This window comes from Proteus genomosp. 6 (genome assembly GCF_040139785.1).
GTDB lineage: Bacteria > Pseudomonadota > Gammaproteobacteria > Enterobacterales > Enterobacteriaceae > Proteus.
Map to the genome: position 1 here is coordinate 21,329 of NZ_JBEEVJ010000001.1, position 16,865 is coordinate 38,193.

Sequence of the window (16,865 nt, forward strand, 5' to 3'; positions counted from 1 at the left end):
AGTAAATTAGAGACCTTTTAATTGCGCTTATCTCACCCCCGCCCGCGGGGGTTTTTTTTATCTTTTTTCTCCCTTAAAACTTGAACAAAAAATTTGAATGGTTAAAGCAATAATCTTTAGATTCATTTAAGAATAGTTGCACTTATAATTCTTTTTAACGAAATGAATTTATATAAGGCAATAAATAGTTAATTAAATATCGTGATATTTAATTAAATTTAAATATTTATAATTGGTTGTTTATTATAAATAAACTCAAATTTAAATTAATCTGAATATTGTCATGTAAATTTGGTGCTATGATTTAATTGAGTCTTACCTCTATTATGCTATCGGAGATTATTATGAGCTTTAAATATCATCGTATTGATAAAAATAATGCCGCTGTTCTGTTGGTAGACCATCAAGCTGGATTACTCTCTTTAGTCAGAGATATCGAGCCTGATAAATTCAATAATAATGTACTAGCATTAGCCAATGCTGCTAAATACTTTAATTTACCTACCATTTTAACGACTTCTTTTGAAGATGGTCCTAATGGTCCTCTAATGCCTCAGCTCGTTGAAATGTTCCCAGATGCTCCTTATATCGCTCGCCCAGGTCAAATCAATGCATGGGATAATGAAGACTTCGTCAAAGCAGTTAAAGCAACGGGTAAAAAACAACTGATTATTGCGGGCGTTGTGACTGAAGTTTGTGTTGCATTCCCTGCATTATCAGCACTTGAAGAAGGCTTTGAAGTCTTTGTTGTCACTGATGCTTCAGGTACTTTCAATGCCATTTCTCGCGACTCTGCATGGGATAGAATGTCAAAAGCAGGGGCTCAATTAATTAACTGGTTTGGTTTAGCTTGTGAGTTACACCGTGATTGGCGTAATGATGTCGAAGGATTAGGTACACTGTTTGCTAACCATATTCCAGATTATCGTAATCTGATGACAAGCTATAATACTTTAACAAAAAAGTAAGCGGTTAATTTAAGTTTTACCTAAAAATAGGGCTTATATTATTTTTTGAAAAATATAATTTAATTGAATTTTAATTTTATTAAATTATAGATGTAAGCCCTTAATTAAAAATGGAATAGAAATGAAAAGTCAAATATTAAAAGCTACCGCTGTTGCTATGGCATTAAGTGTAGGTGTTGCACAGGCCGCTGAATATAAAGCAAGTACTGCTGAAGGTCCAATAAAAATAGTAAACCTAAAAGCAATGGAAGCTCAAGTTCAAGCAAATATGGAAAAAGGCGCCTTCGGTTATATTCGCGGTGGTGCTGAAGATGAAAATAACTTACGCTCTAATACAAGTGCATTTGATAAAAAATATATTATGCCTCGTTCATTACAAGGCATCGAATTTTCTGACTTAGATTTAAAAACAGAATTTTTGGGTATTAAATTAGATACGCCTATTATTCAGGCACCGATGGCAGCTCAAGGGCTTGCACATCAACAAGGCGAAGTTGCCACAGCAAAAGGTATGGCGAAAGCCGGCTCTATTTTTTCATTAAGCACTTATGGTAATAAAACCATTAAAGAAGTAGCGGACGCCCAACCCGGTTACCCATTTTTCTTTCAGTTGTACATGAGTAAAAATGATGCCTTTAATGAGTATATTTTATCTCAAGCAAAACAGTATGGCGCTAAAGGTATCATTATGACTATCGACTCTTCAGTGGGTGGTTATCGTGAAGATGATGTGAAAAATAACTTCCAATTCCCATTAGGTTTTGCCAACTTAGAAGCGTTTGCAAAAATCAGTGATGATAAATCTAAAACAGGTAAAGGTGCGGGTATTAGCGAAATTTATGCTCAAGCTAAACAAGCATTTACACCCGCAGATATTCAGTATGTGAAAAAAATGTCTGGTTTACCTGTGATTGTAAAAGGTATCGAATCACCTGAAGATGCAGATACTGCAATTAAAGCCGGCGCAGATGCAATTTGGGTTTCTAATCACGGTGGTCGTCAATTAGATAGCGCACCAGCAACAATTGATGTCTTACCTGCGATTGCCAAAGTGGTGAATAAACGTGTACCTATCGTGTTTGACAGTGGTGTGCGTCGTGGTTCACATGTCTTTAAAGCATTAGCAAGTGGTGCAGATGTTGTTGCCGTCGGTCGCCCAATTCTTTATGGATTAAATTTAGGGGGTGCTGAAGGTGTTAATTCAGTTATCCAACATTTAAATAAAGAATTAAAAATTAATATGATGTTAGGTGGCGCAAAAACAGTAAAAGATATTCAAGCCACTCCACTTTATACCGATGCAAGTTTTAATCAATAATTAGTTTATAAAGTTAAAAGTAATAAAACCCACGCTCAATATTGAACGTGGGTTTTTTCTATTAACTTATTTTTTCTATCAACTTAAAAGAATATTGTTAGTTTAAAAAATTATTCTTGGGTTGATGGTGTGTCACTAAAACAGAGGTTATTTTGATTATTAATACCACCATCTGACGATGAATAACCTAGACAACCTAACATTGAATCAAAAATATTGTGATGATAGAACGTGCGTTCTGCATCTTGATTGCGCTTTAAGTTATCAAATAGCTGTTTATTTTCAGGCTCTGCTAAATAGCTATCTGACATCCAAACTAAGAATGGTACTTTAAATTGTTCTGGTGGGGCAATTTCTTTTGGAGTGCCATGTAAGCCACCTTTTTCTGAAATAGATTCACCGTGATCGGAGGTATAAAACACAATGGCTTTTTTATCGCGCAATGTGTCGAGTATGCCATCAATAAAATAGTCGGTATAAAGAATAGAGTTATCATAAGCATTCACTAACTGCTCTTTAGTACACTCATCATCCACATTTAAACATTCAGGTTGGTATTTTTTGAATGATTCAGGGTAACGCTGTGAATACATAAAGTGAGAGCCTTTAGTGTGTAAAATTACTAAATGATTTCCCTTTGGATGTTGGGCAACCGTATTTGCCGTTTCAGTAATTAATAAGGTGTCATCAAGTTCTTTACCAAAATTGCTATTTTTTGCAGTCATCATCTCTTTCATTGCGTAGTTATTTAAATCAAGTTTATTGTAAAACCATAATTCACTTTGCATGGAGAACAACTCTGATGACATACCTAATTGGCTTAATACTGAAAAAATATTGTTCTCTTTTAATGTCCGCTGATCGTTACTTTCTGTCCCGTTTTCTCGTACAAACATACATTTTAAAGAGAGCTTGGTTGCGGTATCACAAGAAATACCTTTAAAGGCAACAAGATTTTTCTCTTGGCTTAATAGAGGATTTGTTTGACGTTCATATCCTAACAATCCCATATGATCCCATCTTGCTGTTTCACCAATAATAAAAACAACATACACATCTTCATTTGCCTTTGAAGGCTCATAAGTGAAGTGATCGGCAGGATTAAAAATATTTTGGTTATTAAACGTATCGTCATACTGCGTTATTGCATATTGAAATAATGGGATAATCCAATTTGTAGGTAAATACGCATAACTTAAGCCACCACTATAGCTTGGCAGATCCAAGTTATTTTTTATTTCATAGGCTTTTTGTTTTGAATCAAGTGTTTTCAAATAGGCAAAAACAGCCAGTGCAATCACAAGCATTTTGACGGTATTTTTTATCCAGATTTTTTTCTTTTGTTGTGTAGTTAGATTTTTCTCTGGTTTTTTACCTAGCCAAATAAGAGCTAATGGCAAAATAGATAAGCCAATAATCCAAATAATCACATTTGGGCTAACCAGCTCTTTAGATAAATCCGTATCCGTGGTTAGTGTTGAAATAATAATGCCGTATCCAATGACGACATCATAAAAAGAAATATAGTAACTCGCACAAACACTCACGACGAGAATAAAAGAGGCGACGATTTTAAAGAATAGAGAGCCGAAAAAAGAGAGTAGCCGTAATAGAAAGAAGGTAAAGGCAATGTTAACAGCAATTTCACCTAGAATATATAATGCATCAATGAGGGGGTTGTTTGTATTTTGTGTGCCGTATCGGCCAATGTAAACGGAAAGATTAAGAAAGAAACCAAGGTAGACAGCTAAAAAAAGGGCAATGTTCTCTTTAGAAAAACGTAAAAACTTTAATTTTTGCATGTTCAGTTATTATCAATTTATATGGTGTAGAGGTCTTTAAGACCGCGAGGTTGTTTTCAGGTTCAGTATTATGTTCTTTTTTTTATTGAAGTTTAAAAATTTTTTATTTGATTTACATAAATATCAAAATTATTAATTTTAAATAGTTTTAGTAGATAGGAATATTGATAGAGATATTAGAAGGTTGTCATCATTATATACGGCAAGATCCCGATAAAGGCAGATAAGAAAGCGTATTTATTATTTTGATTTCGCAGATGAAATAAATAAGTATTATTACGTTATAAATATTAATGTATAACGAATTTTGATAGAAATACAAATCGACATAAATATCGTCATTAGTGTCGAGCACTTCCTACTACTTTAGCTGTCATTGTTTTCTTGCTCATTCAACGGATTTTATTTCTCTTTATTTTTCATTGTGTTGTGGAAAAGTGAAAAAGCGTGCTTATTTGGCACACTCTCTGCATAGATAGAGGAGAAGATCAGGTAATAACCTGAAAGTTGATGAACACAGGAGCAATGTTGATGAAAAAAGTCATCACGGTCTGTCCGTATTGCGCCTCAGGATGCAAAATCTACCTGAAGGTGGAAAACGGTAAAATTATTGGCGCTGAAGGAGCCAATGGTTTAACAAACCAAGGTGAGCTGTGTCTGAAAGGGTATTATGGATGGGATTTTATCCATGATACTAAGATACTGACTCCACGTCTTAAAACACCAATGATCCGTCGTGAAAGAGGCGGAAAATTAGAATCGGTTTCTTGGGATGAAGCGATTGAGTTTGCAAGTAGCAAGCTTCTTGCTATCAAAGAGAAATACGGTGCTAAATCTATTATGACAACCGGCTCTTCACGAGGCCCGGGTAACGAAGCTAACTTCGTTATGCAGAAATTCGCTCGTGCGGTTATCGGAAATAATAATATAGACTGCTGTGCTCGTGTCTGACACGGCCCTTCGGTTGCAGGTCTGCAGCGTTCGGTCGGTAATGGTGCTATGAGCAACTCAATCGTTGAGATTGAGGATACCAAATGTCTATTTGTCTTCGGCTATAACGCCGCAGATTCGCATCCTATTGTTGCTCGCCGTATTGTTAAGGCGAAAGAAAAGGGTGCCAAAATTATTGTATGTGACCCTCGTTACATCGAAACAGCACGTTTAGCCGATTTACACTTAGGCTTAAAAAATGGCTCTAACATTGCGCTATTAAATGCGATTGCGCATGTGATTATTGAAGAAGGATTGCATGATAAATCCTTTATCGAAAATCACACCGAGCAATTTGACGAGTATTGTAAATTAGTTGAAAGCTATACACCTGAATCTGTTGAAGAAATAACAGGTTTAAGTGCTCAAATTATTCGTGAAGCTGCACGTATGTACGCGAAAGCAGAAACAGCGACAATTCTTTGGGGTATGGGTGTAACTCAATTCTACCAAGGTGTTGAAACGGTACGTTCACTGACTAGTTTAGCTTTATTAACGGGTAATTTAGGTAAAAAATATGTCGGGGTTGGCCCAGTTCGTGGTCAAAATAACGTACAAGGTGCGTGTGATATGGGAGCATTGCCTAACACACTACCAGGTTATCAATACGTTACTGACGAAAAAGCGCGTGAGAAATTTGCTAAATTCTGGGGCATTGAGTCAATGCCTGAAGAAGTGGGCTATGCGTTAAGTGAAGTTCCTCATAATATCGATCACGGCTTATTAAAAGCTCACTATGTAATGGGTGAAGATCCACTGCAAACTGAGCCTGATTTAGCAACAATCCGTAGAACGTTTGAAAAACTGGATCTACTGATAGTGCAAGATATCTTTATGACCAAAACGGCGTCTATTGCTGATGTTATTTTCCCTGCAACATCATGGGGTGAGCATGAAGGTGTTTATACTGCGGCAGACCGTGGTTTCCAACGCTTCTATAAAGCTGTTGAACCTGTTGGTGATGTGAAAACAGACTGGCAAATTATCAGTCTGATGGCAACAGCAATGGGTTATCCAATGCATTACAACAATACCAAAGAAATTTGGGATGAGTTGCGTGAGTTATGCCCAATTTATTATGGTGCGACTTACGAAAAAATGGCGGACTTGGCTTATATCCAATGGCCTTGCCCAACAGAAGATAGCCCAGGTACACAATATCTGTACGATGGTGGTAAATTCGATACTCCTAACGGTAAAGGTCAATTCTTTACTTGTGAGTGGGCTCCACCAATTGACAAACTCTCTGATGAGTTTCCAATGGTATTGGCAACCGTCCGTGAAGTTGGACACTACTCTTGCCGTTCAATGACAGGTAACTGTAAAGCATTGGCGGCGTTGGCTGATGAACCGGGTTATGTTCAATTAAACACAGAAGATGCCAAACAGTTGGGTATCAAAGATCAAGAGTTAGTTTGGATACGCTCTCGTCAAGGTAAAGTCATTACGCGTGCTGCGGTCAGTGATAGACCGAATAAAGGTGCTGTATATATGACTTATCAATGGTGGATTGGTGCTTGTAACGAACTGGTTGCAGAGAATTTAAGCCCAATTACCAAAACACCTGAGTATAAATATTGTGCAGTATGTGTTGAGCCAATCAAGGAACAGGCTCAGGCAGAACACTATGTGAAAACGGAATATAGCAATATTAAACGTCGTTTAAGAGAAGCCGCCGAGGGTTGATCTTCGTCTGATTAATATTGTCTTTCTGCCTTAGAACCGAGTTTATTGACCTTAGCGTCAGTAAGCTCGGTTTTTTATTAGATTATTATTTTGTGCACAACTAAGCGACGGACTGATTTAAATAAAGTGTTAAAGGTAAGTCAGGATGCGGATCCATCGAATCAAATTTATGTGATGGATGAGAATCAACCGTTGGATAGCGAGATAGTAAAACAATAAAATCTTGGTAAGCCTGCTTTTTATTATCATGCGTAAAAATAGGTGTACCACTATGATTTAATTCATTATCTGCAATGAGTAAAATATCAAGATATTGCGCATTATTGTGTTCATAAAGTACATTTTTAGGATCAATTTTTTGCCAAGCTGTTCCTATCGCCTCTTTTGGTGAATGAACACGTAAAGCGCCAGTATTATCCTTAACGTTATTCTTATTCATCATCACAATCATGGTGTGATCAACGCCATCTTTATGAACCCCTTCAATTGAAAGTTCACTTAAAGAATCTGGTTGGGCAATTAATCTTAAATGAAAAACAGTTGATATTGATTTAGGCGAATTTTGATCGGTTAAGTGACGAGATGTAAATTTATTACCTTGAATTAATAGCATTTTTAATTTTAATAACGCTTGATAAGCCGTATTGCTCTGCCAGCGATCATCAAGTGCTCTAAAATGCCTTTGTGTGCCACTGTCTTCACGAATAAATCCATCTTCTTCAGTGAGAACAAAAGGTTGATATTCTAGTCTGGAGATCGTTTCTATATCATTATCAAAAAGGTAGCGTCCTGTTCGAGAATGACGAAATGAAAGAGTCGGATCTTGTGCTAAATAGTCACCATATTCCATGAGTGCATTAATATCTTTTTCTTCAGCACCTAATTGTTTTATTAAATCAATGACAATACTTTGGGGAATAAAGACATATTTATTATTCTTATATTCTTTTTTTATTTCACTAATTCTATTTATAAGCAGGCTATTCATATATAATATGCTCCATTGATGGTTTATATTATTAATAGTTAATAAAGTGAGTAATTAATAAAATATAATCATTTAGATTATAGATAGAGATTAATAAGTTTCAAATGTACAAAAAAAGAGTGTAATAAAATAATTACACTCTTTTAGATAAGTAAGAAACTATTTTAGGGTTAAAGTATTTCTGGAATTGAAATACCGAGACGTTGCATCCGCGATAATAACGTTGTTCTTTTTAATCCTAGTTTTAAAGCAGCGCCTCTAGCGCCAGCAACTACACCATTGGTTTCTCTTAATGCTTGAATTATCCTTTCTCGCTCTTCATCATCGCTTTCTGGCGCATTCGTCTGCATGCGCTTTTCAATGGATGAAGGTTGCGTCAGTACCTGCTTTAAACGAGAGGGCTTGTTAATATGAAGCTCTTTTAACTGAAGGTTTAATGTTGATCCTCGCGTTAAAATAACGGCACGCTCAATAATATTTTCAAGTTCACGAACATTACCCGGCCATGGATAAAGTGTTAGCTGCTCCAATGCGTTGGCAGGTATACAATCTATTTTTCTATCCATTCTACGCGCAATTTTTTGCGTAAAATGTTTAGCTAAAAGCGGAATATCTTCAGGTCGCTCTCTTAGTGGTGGAATAATAATAGGAAAAACATTAAGACGATAATAAAGATCTTCTCGAAATTCACCTTCATCTGTTAATTCATGCAGATCTTTATTGGTCGCTGCAATTAGCCTAACATCAACTGGGATCACTTTATTACCACCCAACCTTTCTATTTCTCGCTCTTGAAGAACGCGAAGCAATTTGGGTTGTAAGTCAATTGGCATATCACCAATTTCATCAAGAAATAGCGTGCTTTTATCTGCCATCTCAAATCGGCCAATATGTGTATTGGTTGCGCCTGTAAATGCGCCTTTATCATGGCCAAAGAGATCACTTTCTAAAAGGCCAGAAGGTACTGCGGCACAGTTCATTTTTATCATCGACTTATTTTTTCGCAGACTTAGACGATGAATAGCGCGCGCAATTAATTCTTTACCCGTACCTGTTTCACCTAATATAAGTACAGTACTATCACTTTGTGCCACTAATTCAATTTGTTCTAGCACATTATGCATAGCGTCACTTTGATAAATAATCTCACTGAAGCATGCATTGTTATCTATTTGCTCATTAAGCCAAATATTCTCATTCTTTAAACTGTCTTTTAAATGTGTTATTTCTTCATAAGCCGCTGCATTTTCAATGGCGATACCAATACGAGCTGCAATTTGTTGTAGCAATTGGCAAGTATCGTTAGTAAAAACGCTTCCTACTTCGTGTGCTAAAATTAATAAGCCTAGCGGTTTATGATTAAAAGCCAGTGGCAATAACAAAGCCGTCTGCATATTTTGCTTAACTAGACGCTTAATCAAAACATCTTCTTGATCTTCTTTATTAATATCAATTAAGACAGGTTTATTCTGATTAATAATTTCTTCTGCTTTGTTATTCGCGCTACTAAACTTACGTTGTTGGCGAATGACTGATTTCCCAGTCTGATAACGACTAGAGTAAAGAATACCTTCACCACTATTTTGTGATGAGGTACGGCATAACATAAGACTAATATGGTTCAATCCAAAAAAACGATGTATTTCTTTAGAGACTTCAGAAATAAGACCATCCATGTCTAGATGAGCTAATACAGAATTTGTGATATCAACCAATATTCGATATTGGTTGCGCTCATTACGAAGGCTCTCCATAGTTTCAGCATTGTTACTGCTTAATTTCATGACACCACCGATTGCCCTAAAAAATTAGCTATATTGTAGTAGGTTTATAATAAATTTATATCAATGACTGAATCATTTTTGATCCAACCCGCTATTTTTGTATATGTAGTGAAACTTAAGAATATAAATTTATCAAATCACTATATAATCAAATATATATCGATTTATTTTATCGTCAAAATTGTCGAATAATTTGACGAAGTGACTTGTTTATTAATTAATAATCATTTTTATTTGAAAATTATTTAATTGAAAAATAAGGAATAGTTATATCAAAAATATATTGGCATGAACCGTGCTAGATTCATTCTATTGATACTCTAATTATTACTCTTAATTAGAATAACTCGTTGCATTTATCGCCATATATAACGGCTATATATAACAAAGATCAGGAGAATATGATGAACCGTTTCATCATTGCAGACCCTAAAAAATGTATTGGTTGCCATACTTGTGAAGTGGCTTGTGTCGTGTCACATCAGCAAGTAGACCAAGATAATTTAGCCATTGAGCAAATTAGTGAGCAGAATTTCCAACCCCGAATTCATGTGGTCAAAGGATTTTCAATCAGTACGGCAGTTGTTTGTCATCAATGTGAAGATGCCCCTTGTGCTAATGTGTGTCCGAATGGCGCTATCATTCATAACAAAGATTATTACTATGTTGATCAGGAAAAATGTATAGGTTGTAAAACCTGTGTACTGGCTTGCCCTTATGGCACGATGGAAGTGGTTTCTCGTCCAGTTATGCGCACATCAACCGCGCTCAATGCGATTGAGGCATTTAAAGCGGAAGCCAACAAATGCGACTTATGCCACCATCGTGAAGCGGGTCCCGCATGTATTGAAGTCTGCCCAACTCATGCTTTAGTGTGTATTGATAGAGATGCACTTGAAGAGATGGTTAAAGAGCGTCGTCGCAGAGCAGCTTTTGAAACCGGTGCTGAATTGTTGTTCTAAGATCAATAATAAAGCAACTATGTACTGGTACTATAGTTGCTATTATTTATCCTGCTTCAATAAGGTATCGACATGCATGAAATTACGCTTTGCCAGAGCGCATTTGAGATAATAGATTCTCAAGCTAAATTAAATAATGCAAAAAAAGTAAAAAGTGTATGGATGGAATTGGGCGCATTATCTTGTGTTGAAGTCAGTGCACTTGAATTTTGCTTTGATATTGTTTGCAGAGACACCCTTGCCCAAGGTTGTGAATTACATATTGAGGTTATCCCCGCGAAAGCATGGTGTTGGGATTGTCATCAAGTTGTCACTGTTTCAACCTTTAATGCAGGTTGTCCGTCTTGTGGTAGCCAAAATTTGCGCGTTGAAAATGATGATGCAATGCGAATAAAGCAAATAGAGATCGAATAGGGGTTGTTATGTGTCTTGGTATTCCAGGTCAGGTTGTTGAAGTCGGAAAAACAATCACTGAAAATGCAATGGTCGATGTTTGTGGCGTTAAACGAGAAGTGAATATTGCGTTAGTCTGCGAGGGTGAGCCTCATACGATGATCGGTAAGTGGGTGTTAGTGCATGTTGGTTTCGCCATGAGTATTGTCAATGAAGAAGAAGCAAAAGAGACGCTGGATGCTCTGATGGCAATGGGAGAAGTTGAAGATGATGTCTCTGCTTTTCTTTATGGCGAAGAGGGCGCACCTAAGCAAGTTTGAATAAATTTCAAGCTATTGCATGCTTTATTACTTTTTCTTATAATTCAATCTCATTTCTCTGAAGCTGGGACGACCCAGCTTTCTGTTGTTCATTCAGGGGACGACCCCAAATATGTTTTATATAAAAGGGGTAATTTATGTCCTGGGCAATTCTATTTGTTGCTGGTTTACTTGAGATAGTTTGGGCTGTTGGCTTGAAATACACTCATGGATTTACGCGACTAACACCAAGCATTATTACGATAACGGCCATGATTGTGAGCATGGGCATGTTATCTTATGCCATGAAAGGCTTACCAGCAGGCACCGCTTATGCGATTTGGACAGGTATTGGTGCTGTCGGTACTGCAATTTTTGGTATTTTAGTTTTTGGTGAGTCTGCCAATATTTATCGTTTATTGAGTTTAGCGATGATAATTTTTGGCATTATCGGGCTGAAATTGGCGAGTTAATTGTGATAGGTTTGATTTATTAAAAAATTTTCTAATAAGATTAGCGTAATTAAAATCTTTTTACTTATGTTATTGTTCTAATGAAAATCATCAAAAATCAATTAGATAATGATAATTAAAAGATCTGCGTTAAAATTTTGATAGTCAATAAGCGGTAACATTTAACCATAGAACCCCCCAAAATAAGTGTCCTATTTTGGGGAGAATTTAGAGACTTTGATTTTGCTCTAATCAATTGGGTACGATATTTTCTAGCTTCTCCCATATCCTTTTTGCAGAATAAAAAATGCAATCACCTAACTTTTTTTGTTTCTTGGTTTTTAATCTAAGTGGTTAAAGAAACATTGATTGAAAAAGTGGTACTGGTTACTATAGTACTCATTACTGCAGAGGGAGTGGCATGGGAATATATAAAATATCTTCTTTTAAGAGAAGTGTGAAGAAAACACCCATAACGGATAAGCAGTTATCTGTAGCTGCAAAAGAAGTTCAGCAAGGAAAATATGAAGCTGACTTGGGTGGTGGAGTAATAAAAAAACGTCTAGCAATACAAGGACAAGGTAAAAGCGGAAGTGTTAGAGTCATCATATTTTTTAAGATCAACAATCATCTTTTTTTCGCTGATGGCTGGACGAAAAATGCCGTTAATGCAAAGGGAAAAAAAGAAATAGAAGATGACGAATTGCAGGCCTATAAACATTTAGCAAATGAGTTTTTAAATTATGATGAAAGTACTATTAATCATTTAATTTCTTGCAGAATTTTAGAGGAAATAACTGATGAGTAACAAGCTAAATAACATGCTTGAATTGGCTAAAGAGCTAAATGCCGCAGGTACATCACCCGATAGCTTGGTTCAAGAAATTGAAAGTATTGTTCACACTCGTGAAATTAATGACAAAATACAATGCGTATCGGCGATGAGTGGTGCAGAGATTAAAACTTTGCGCACTAAATTTGGAATGTCACAGGCTGTTCTTGCCCGAGCTTTAGGTATGTCAAAAGAGAGCGTATCTAAATGGGAAAGAGGTGAAAAGAAGCCAAGTGGACCAGCGCTAAGAATGTTACGTATTTTAGAACGTCAGGGACCTGAAGTCCTAATAATTTAAGTGAGAGACGATAAGCCGTTAAGTGCTTTTTGTTTACTGTGGAGATATAGTTCAAATATAAAAAAGTTAATTATAGAAAATTTTTTTCATAAAAAAAGCCACTCAATGAGTGGCTTTTAATTTTTACGTATTAATCAATTACAGTGTAAATACACCAATGATAGCGATAACGCTGATAATTGCTGCACCACCATAAAATACCCATTTGCTTGCAGGTACATGCACTTTAAAATCGTGCAGAGTATGGTGAATACGGTGTAATGCACACCAAACTGGCAGAATAATCATTAGCAGTAAGAACAGACGGCCAATGATGCTTTGGCTAAATGCCATAATACGTTCATAAGTAAATGCTTCTGGCGCAATACCCATAGGGATTAGGATACCGAGCAGGATGATGATTGCTGGAGAAACAATCGCACTCCACATACCACCTGCACCAAATAATCCCCAGAAAATAGGTTCATCAGAGCGCTTAGGAAGTTGATTCTGATTCATTATTTCCTCCTGGGTTAAATTAACGCCACTGCCAGAATAGCGGCAGTAACAACGATAGTGACACCCCAGAAACCACGAACGATGGGTTCTTGTGGCATTTTTTCATCTTTAACAACGATAACCACTGCTTTTGGTGCAAGTTTGAACCAAGTTGCAGAGTGGAAGACCGTCGCAATTAGGGTCACAATGTTAATTAGCATTACAATTGGGTTGCTCAGGAATCCAACGAAACCTGCCCAACTTTCTGGTCCATTTTTCAGTGCGAATACACCAAACAGTACAACCAGACTGAACCAAAGTTGTGGAAGACAAGTCCCTTCACGGGTGATATAGAAACGATAGAATCCAAGTTTCGTCCACCAGTTTGGTTGCATGCCACGAACATAAGGCTTACGTTTTGTTGTCATGTCTTGTTTCCTCCTTAACGTGGTTTCAGCATCGCAATGACAAAGTCTTGCGCACTGGCTGCTTTACCTTGCTGAATAGCGGCAGCAGGATCCACATGTTTTGGACAGACTTCAGAACAGTAGCCAACAAAGGTACAAGACCAGACACCGTTCTCACCATTTAACTGAGGCATACGCTCTTTTGCCCCATGGTCGCGACTATCTGTGTTGTAACGTTGAGCTAATGTAATCGCTGCTGGGCCAATAAACTCTGGGTTTAGACCAAACTGCGGGCATGCTGCATAGCAAAGACCGCAGTTGATACAACCAGAGAATTGGTGGTATTTTGCCATTTGAGCAGGAGTCTGTTTATTCGTCCCTTCTGAAGGCTTACGATCATTACCGATGATATAAGGTTTAATCGCTTCTAAGCTTTCAATAAAGTGAGTCATATCGACAACAAGGTCACGCTCAACTGGGAAGTTACCTAACGCTTCAACTCTTATACCGTCTGGATATTCACGAATAAACGTTTTACAAGCCAATTTAGGCACTTTGTTGACCATCATGCCGCAAGAGCCACAAATCGCCATACGGCAAGACCAACGATAAGAAAGATCAGGCGCTAAATTGTCTTTAATATAACCCAATGCGTCCAGTAATGAGGTTTGCTCATCATAAGGAACATCATAAGTGACGAAATGAGGCGCTTCGTCTGTTTCTGGGTTATAGCGCATGACTTCCATTTTAATGTGCTTCATGTCATCAGCCATTCGCTTTCTCCTTATTCTGCTTGTCTTGTGCAGTCGCTTCACCACCATAGACACGTTTAGCAGGAGCAGATTTCGTGATCTTCACATCGCTATATTCTAAACGAGGGGCACCTTCTGGGTTATAGAACGCCAGAGTATGTTTCAGGAAGTTCACGTCATCACGCTCAGTACAACCTTCGTCAAGACGTTGGTGTGCACCACGAGACTCTTTACGATTGATTGCGGAATGAGCCATACATTCAGCGACATCTAAACCAAAGCCAAGCTCAATTTTGTACAGTAAATCTGTATTAAAGACGCTGCTCGTGTCTTTAATTTCAACGCGTTTGAAACGTTCTTTTAATTCAGCCAGTTTATCAATGGTTTTTTGCATTAATTCAGGTGTACGATAGATACCGCAACCTTCTTCCATTGATTCACCCATTTCGTCTCGAATTTGTGACCAGCTTTCAGAACCTTTTTGGTTCATCAGATTTTTCAGGCCATCTTCGATATCACGAGTACGAGCATCTAATGCTGATGCGTTAGCTGGTGCTGCTTCTTGTGCACAACGAACCGCTTCTTCACCAGCAAGACGACCGAATACAACCAGCTCTGCCAGTGAGTTAGAACCTAAACGGTTAGCGCCGTGTAAGCCAACAGATGAACATTCACCCACCGCAAACAGACCTTTAATACGAGTCTCAGTTTGTTGGTTAGTTTCGATACCACCCATAGTGTAGTGAGCAGTAGGACGAACAGGGATTGGTTCATTAACTGGGTCAACACCCACATACGCTTTTGCCAGTTCACAAATAAATGGCAGACGTTCATGAAGTTTTTTCGCACCCAGATGACGTAAGTCAAGATAAACAACGTCACCACGGTGAGTTTTGATGGTACGGCCTGCGCGCCACTCATGCCAGAAAGCTTGAGAAACTTTATCGCGAGGACCTAATTCCATGTATTTATTTTCTGGTTTACCTAATGGTGTTTCTGGTCCTAGGCCGTAATCTTGCAGATAACGATAGCCATCTTTATTGACCAGAATACCACCTTCACCACGACAACCTTCGGTCATCAGGATACCTGAACCTGGTAGGCCAGTTGGGTGATATTGAACAAATTCCATATCACGCAGTGGAACGCCATGACGTAAAGCGATACCCATACCATCACCAGTAACAATACCGCCATTGGTATTGAAACGATAAACACGTCCCGCACCACCGGTTGCCATAATGACTGCGTTAGCACGAATTTGAACTTTCGTACCTTCCATCATATTAATAGCAACAAGACCACGAGCGTGACCTTCATCAACAAGAATATCGAGAACAAAGTGTTCGTCGAAACGTTGAATTTGTGGGTATTTTAAGGATGTTTGGAACAGGGTATGTAGCATATGGAAGCCGGTTTTATCGGCTGCGAACCAGGTCCGTTCGATCTTCATCCCACCAAAACGTCGGACGTTGACTGACCCGTCTTCTTTCCGGCTCCAAGGACAGCCCCAGAGTTCTAGTTGAGTCATCTCTGTTGGACAATGCTCAACGAAGTAATCGACGACATCCTGTTCACACAACCAGTCACCGCCTGAAACGGTATCATTGAAGTGGAAATCATAGGAGTCGTGAGCCTGAGTCACTGCTGCTGATCCGCCTTCTGCTGCCACGGTGTGGCTACGCATTGGGTAAACTTTTGAGATCAGAGCAATTTTCAGTTGAGGATTAGCTTCCGCTGCAGCTATTGCTGCTCGTAAGCCTGCGCCCCCGGCTCCGATTATCGCTATATCGGCATTAAAGGTTTGCACTGCGCTTCTCCATTGTTCAAGTGAAAATTGGAATAATTGTCTAGAATTCAATTCACTGACATTATTAATTTGTAATGCTATTTTTTTACGCTATCCGTAACGAAATTGTTTCACTACCTTGTGACTGCGCTTGATAACATCTTTATTATCATTGACTGTAATTTTAGTATAACGAAATGTAGGGCACCGAAATTTGATATGAATGATGGTTTTCCCGTATTTCGCAAAAAAAGTGTGATCTATGCCAAGAATTCTGGGTTTAACTAATAAGCCACCAGAGAAACTTGAAGATTAAATAGAATATATTTTTCTAAATTGAAAATTTATAAATAGTAATGAATAACCTATTTTGAAAGTATAGATAACTTTAATTGGAAATGACAATGATTTTTTATTAAATGTTGATTTTAAAGGGTAAATGCTTTTATCTTTCTTAAGTCTAATTTTAATTAATAAAATTCCATTTTAAAAACTAAAATAAATTTTTTACTATTTATCTAAAACAAATCGGTTTGTCTTGTTAATTGTTAATAAAATATTAATAATATTTCTAAAGGTTTTTAATATTCATCAAAATACGTAGATTTAAATAGAAAGTTAACTTTGAAGTTTAGATGAGTTTGGCTATTTAAATATAAGCATAGTGT

At 37.4% G+C, this 16,865-nt stretch carries 16 protein-coding genes; 9 read left to right on the forward strand and 7 right to left on the reverse strand.

The window, feature by feature from the left end; translation table 11 throughout:
• The first annotated feature begins 344 nt into the window (after positions 1-344).
• Both ycaC and ABN212_RS00095 read left to right on the forward strand, forming a co-directional pair.
• Complete coding sequence (gene ycaC / locus ABN212_RS00090; RefSeq protein WP_023583682.1) at positions 345-968, forward strand: isochorismate family cysteine hydrolase YcaC; 624 nt, start codon at positions 345-347, stop codon at positions 966-968.
• Positions 969-1,089: 121 nt separating this feature from the next.
• Complete coding sequence (locus ABN212_RS00095; protein ID WP_196569896.1) at positions 1,090-2,286, forward strand: lactate oxidase; 1,197 nt, start codon at positions 1,090-1,092, stop codon at positions 2,284-2,286.
• Between the two features lie 110 nt (positions 2,287-2,396).
• Here ABN212_RS00095 and eptB read toward each other — a convergent pair whose 3' ends face one another.
• The gene (gene eptB, locus ABN212_RS00100) at positions 2,397-4,088 is read right to left on the reverse strand and encodes a kdo(2)-lipid A phosphoethanolamine 7''-transferase (RefSeq protein ID WP_198619237.1); all 1,692 of its coding nucleotides are present in this window, start codon (positions 4,086-4,088) and stop codon (positions 2,397-2,399) included.
• A gap of 531 nt (positions 4,089-4,619) precedes the next feature.
• On the opposite strand from eptB, the gene fdhF reads away from it, so the two are divergent.
• A complete protein-coding gene (gene fdhF / locus ABN212_RS00105; RefSeq protein ID WP_198619238.1) occupies positions 4,620-6,764 on the forward strand; it encodes a formate dehydrogenase subunit alpha in 2,145 nt (714 codons plus the stop codon).
• A 100-nt stretch (positions 6,765-6,864) separates the two neighbouring features.
• Here the strand turns inward: fdhF and ABN212_RS00110 are convergent, their stop codons facing one another.
• The gene (locus ABN212_RS00110) at positions 6,865-7,752 is read right to left on the reverse strand and encodes a 2OG-Fe dioxygenase family protein (protein WP_109374303.1); all 888 of its coding nucleotides are present in this window, start codon (positions 7,750-7,752) and stop codon (positions 6,865-6,867) included.
• Positions 7,753-7,922: 170 nt separating this feature from the next.
• Positions 7,923-9,536 carry a sigma 54-interacting transcriptional regulator gene (locus ABN212_RS00115; RefSeq protein WP_196532423.1) on the reverse strand — a complete coding sequence of 538 codons (1,614 nt, stop codon included), beginning with the start codon at positions 9,534-9,536 and terminating at the stop codon, positions 7,923-7,925.
• 404 nt (positions 9,537-9,940) lie between these two features.
• Between ABN212_RS00115 and hydN the strand changes: the two genes are divergently transcribed.
• The 6 genes from hydN to ABN212_RS00145 all read left to right on the forward strand — a co-directional run bounded on the left by hydN (position 9,941) and on the right by ABN212_RS00145 (position 12,772).
• The gene (gene hydN / locus ABN212_RS00120) at positions 9,941-10,498 is read left to right on the forward strand and encodes an electron transport protein HydN (RefSeq protein ID WP_198619240.1); all 558 of its coding nucleotides are present in this window, start codon (positions 9,941-9,943) and stop codon (positions 10,496-10,498) included.
• Between the two features lie 72 nt (positions 10,499-10,570).
• Complete coding sequence (hypA, locus tag ABN212_RS00125; protein ID WP_198619241.1) at positions 10,571-10,912, forward strand: hydrogenase maturation nickel metallochaperone HypA; 342 nt, start codon at positions 10,571-10,573, stop codon at positions 10,910-10,912.
• A gap of 8 nt (positions 10,913-10,920) precedes the next feature.
• The gene (hybG, locus tag ABN212_RS00130) at positions 10,921-11,211 is read left to right on the forward strand and encodes a hydrogenase maturation factor HybG (protein WP_198619242.1); all 291 of its coding nucleotides are present in this window, start codon (positions 10,921-10,923) and stop codon (positions 11,209-11,211) included.
• Between the two features lie 137 nt (positions 11,212-11,348).
• Positions 11,349-11,663, forward strand: a complete 315-nt coding sequence (sugE, locus tag ABN212_RS00135; protein ID WP_064718792.1) for a quaternary ammonium compound efflux SMR transporter SugE — start codon at positions 11,349-11,351, stop codon at positions 11,661-11,663.
• Between the two features lie 400 nt (positions 11,664-12,063).
• On the forward strand, positions 12,064-12,450 hold the full coding sequence (locus ABN212_RS00140; RefSeq protein WP_198619243.1) for a type II toxin-antitoxin system RelE/ParE family toxin: 387 nt from the start codon (positions 12,064-12,066) through the stop codon (positions 12,448-12,450).
• Positions 12,443-12,772: a helix-turn-helix domain-containing protein gene (locus ABN212_RS00145; RefSeq protein WP_198619244.1), complete on the forward strand. Its 330-nt coding sequence runs from the start codon at positions 12,443-12,445 to the stop codon at positions 12,770-12,772. Before ABN212_RS00140 ends, ABN212_RS00145 begins: the two co-directional genes overlap by 8 nt.
• Before the next feature lie 138 nt (positions 12,773-12,910).
• Here ABN212_RS00145 and frdD read toward each other — a convergent pair whose 3' ends face one another.
• From frdD to frdA, 4 genes are read right to left on the reverse strand one after another with little or no spacing between them, the layout of a single operon-like run.
• Positions 12,911-13,270, reverse strand: a complete 360-nt coding sequence (gene frdD / locus ABN212_RS00150) for a fumarate reductase subunit FrdD (protein ID WP_006535438.1) — start codon at positions 13,268-13,270, stop codon at positions 12,911-12,913.
• 14 nt (positions 13,271-13,284) lie between these two features.
• On the reverse strand, positions 13,285-13,677 hold the full coding sequence (gene frdC / locus ABN212_RS00155) for a fumarate reductase subunit FrdC (protein WP_088493866.1): 393 nt from the start codon (positions 13,675-13,677) through the stop codon (positions 13,285-13,287).
• A 14-nt stretch (positions 13,678-13,691) separates the two neighbouring features.
• The gene (locus ABN212_RS00160) at positions 13,692-14,429 is read right to left on the reverse strand and encodes a succinate dehydrogenase/fumarate reductase iron-sulfur subunit (protein ID WP_023583701.1); all 738 of its coding nucleotides are present in this window, start codon (positions 14,427-14,429) and stop codon (positions 13,692-13,694) included.
• Positions 14,422-16,218: a fumarate reductase (quinol) flavoprotein subunit gene (gene frdA, locus ABN212_RS00165; RefSeq protein ID WP_109374308.1), complete on the reverse strand. Its 1,797-nt coding sequence runs from the start codon at positions 16,216-16,218 to the stop codon at positions 14,422-14,424. Before frdA ends, ABN212_RS00160 begins: the two co-directional genes overlap by 8 nt.
• Between the last annotated feature and the right edge of the window lie 647 nt (positions 16,219-16,865).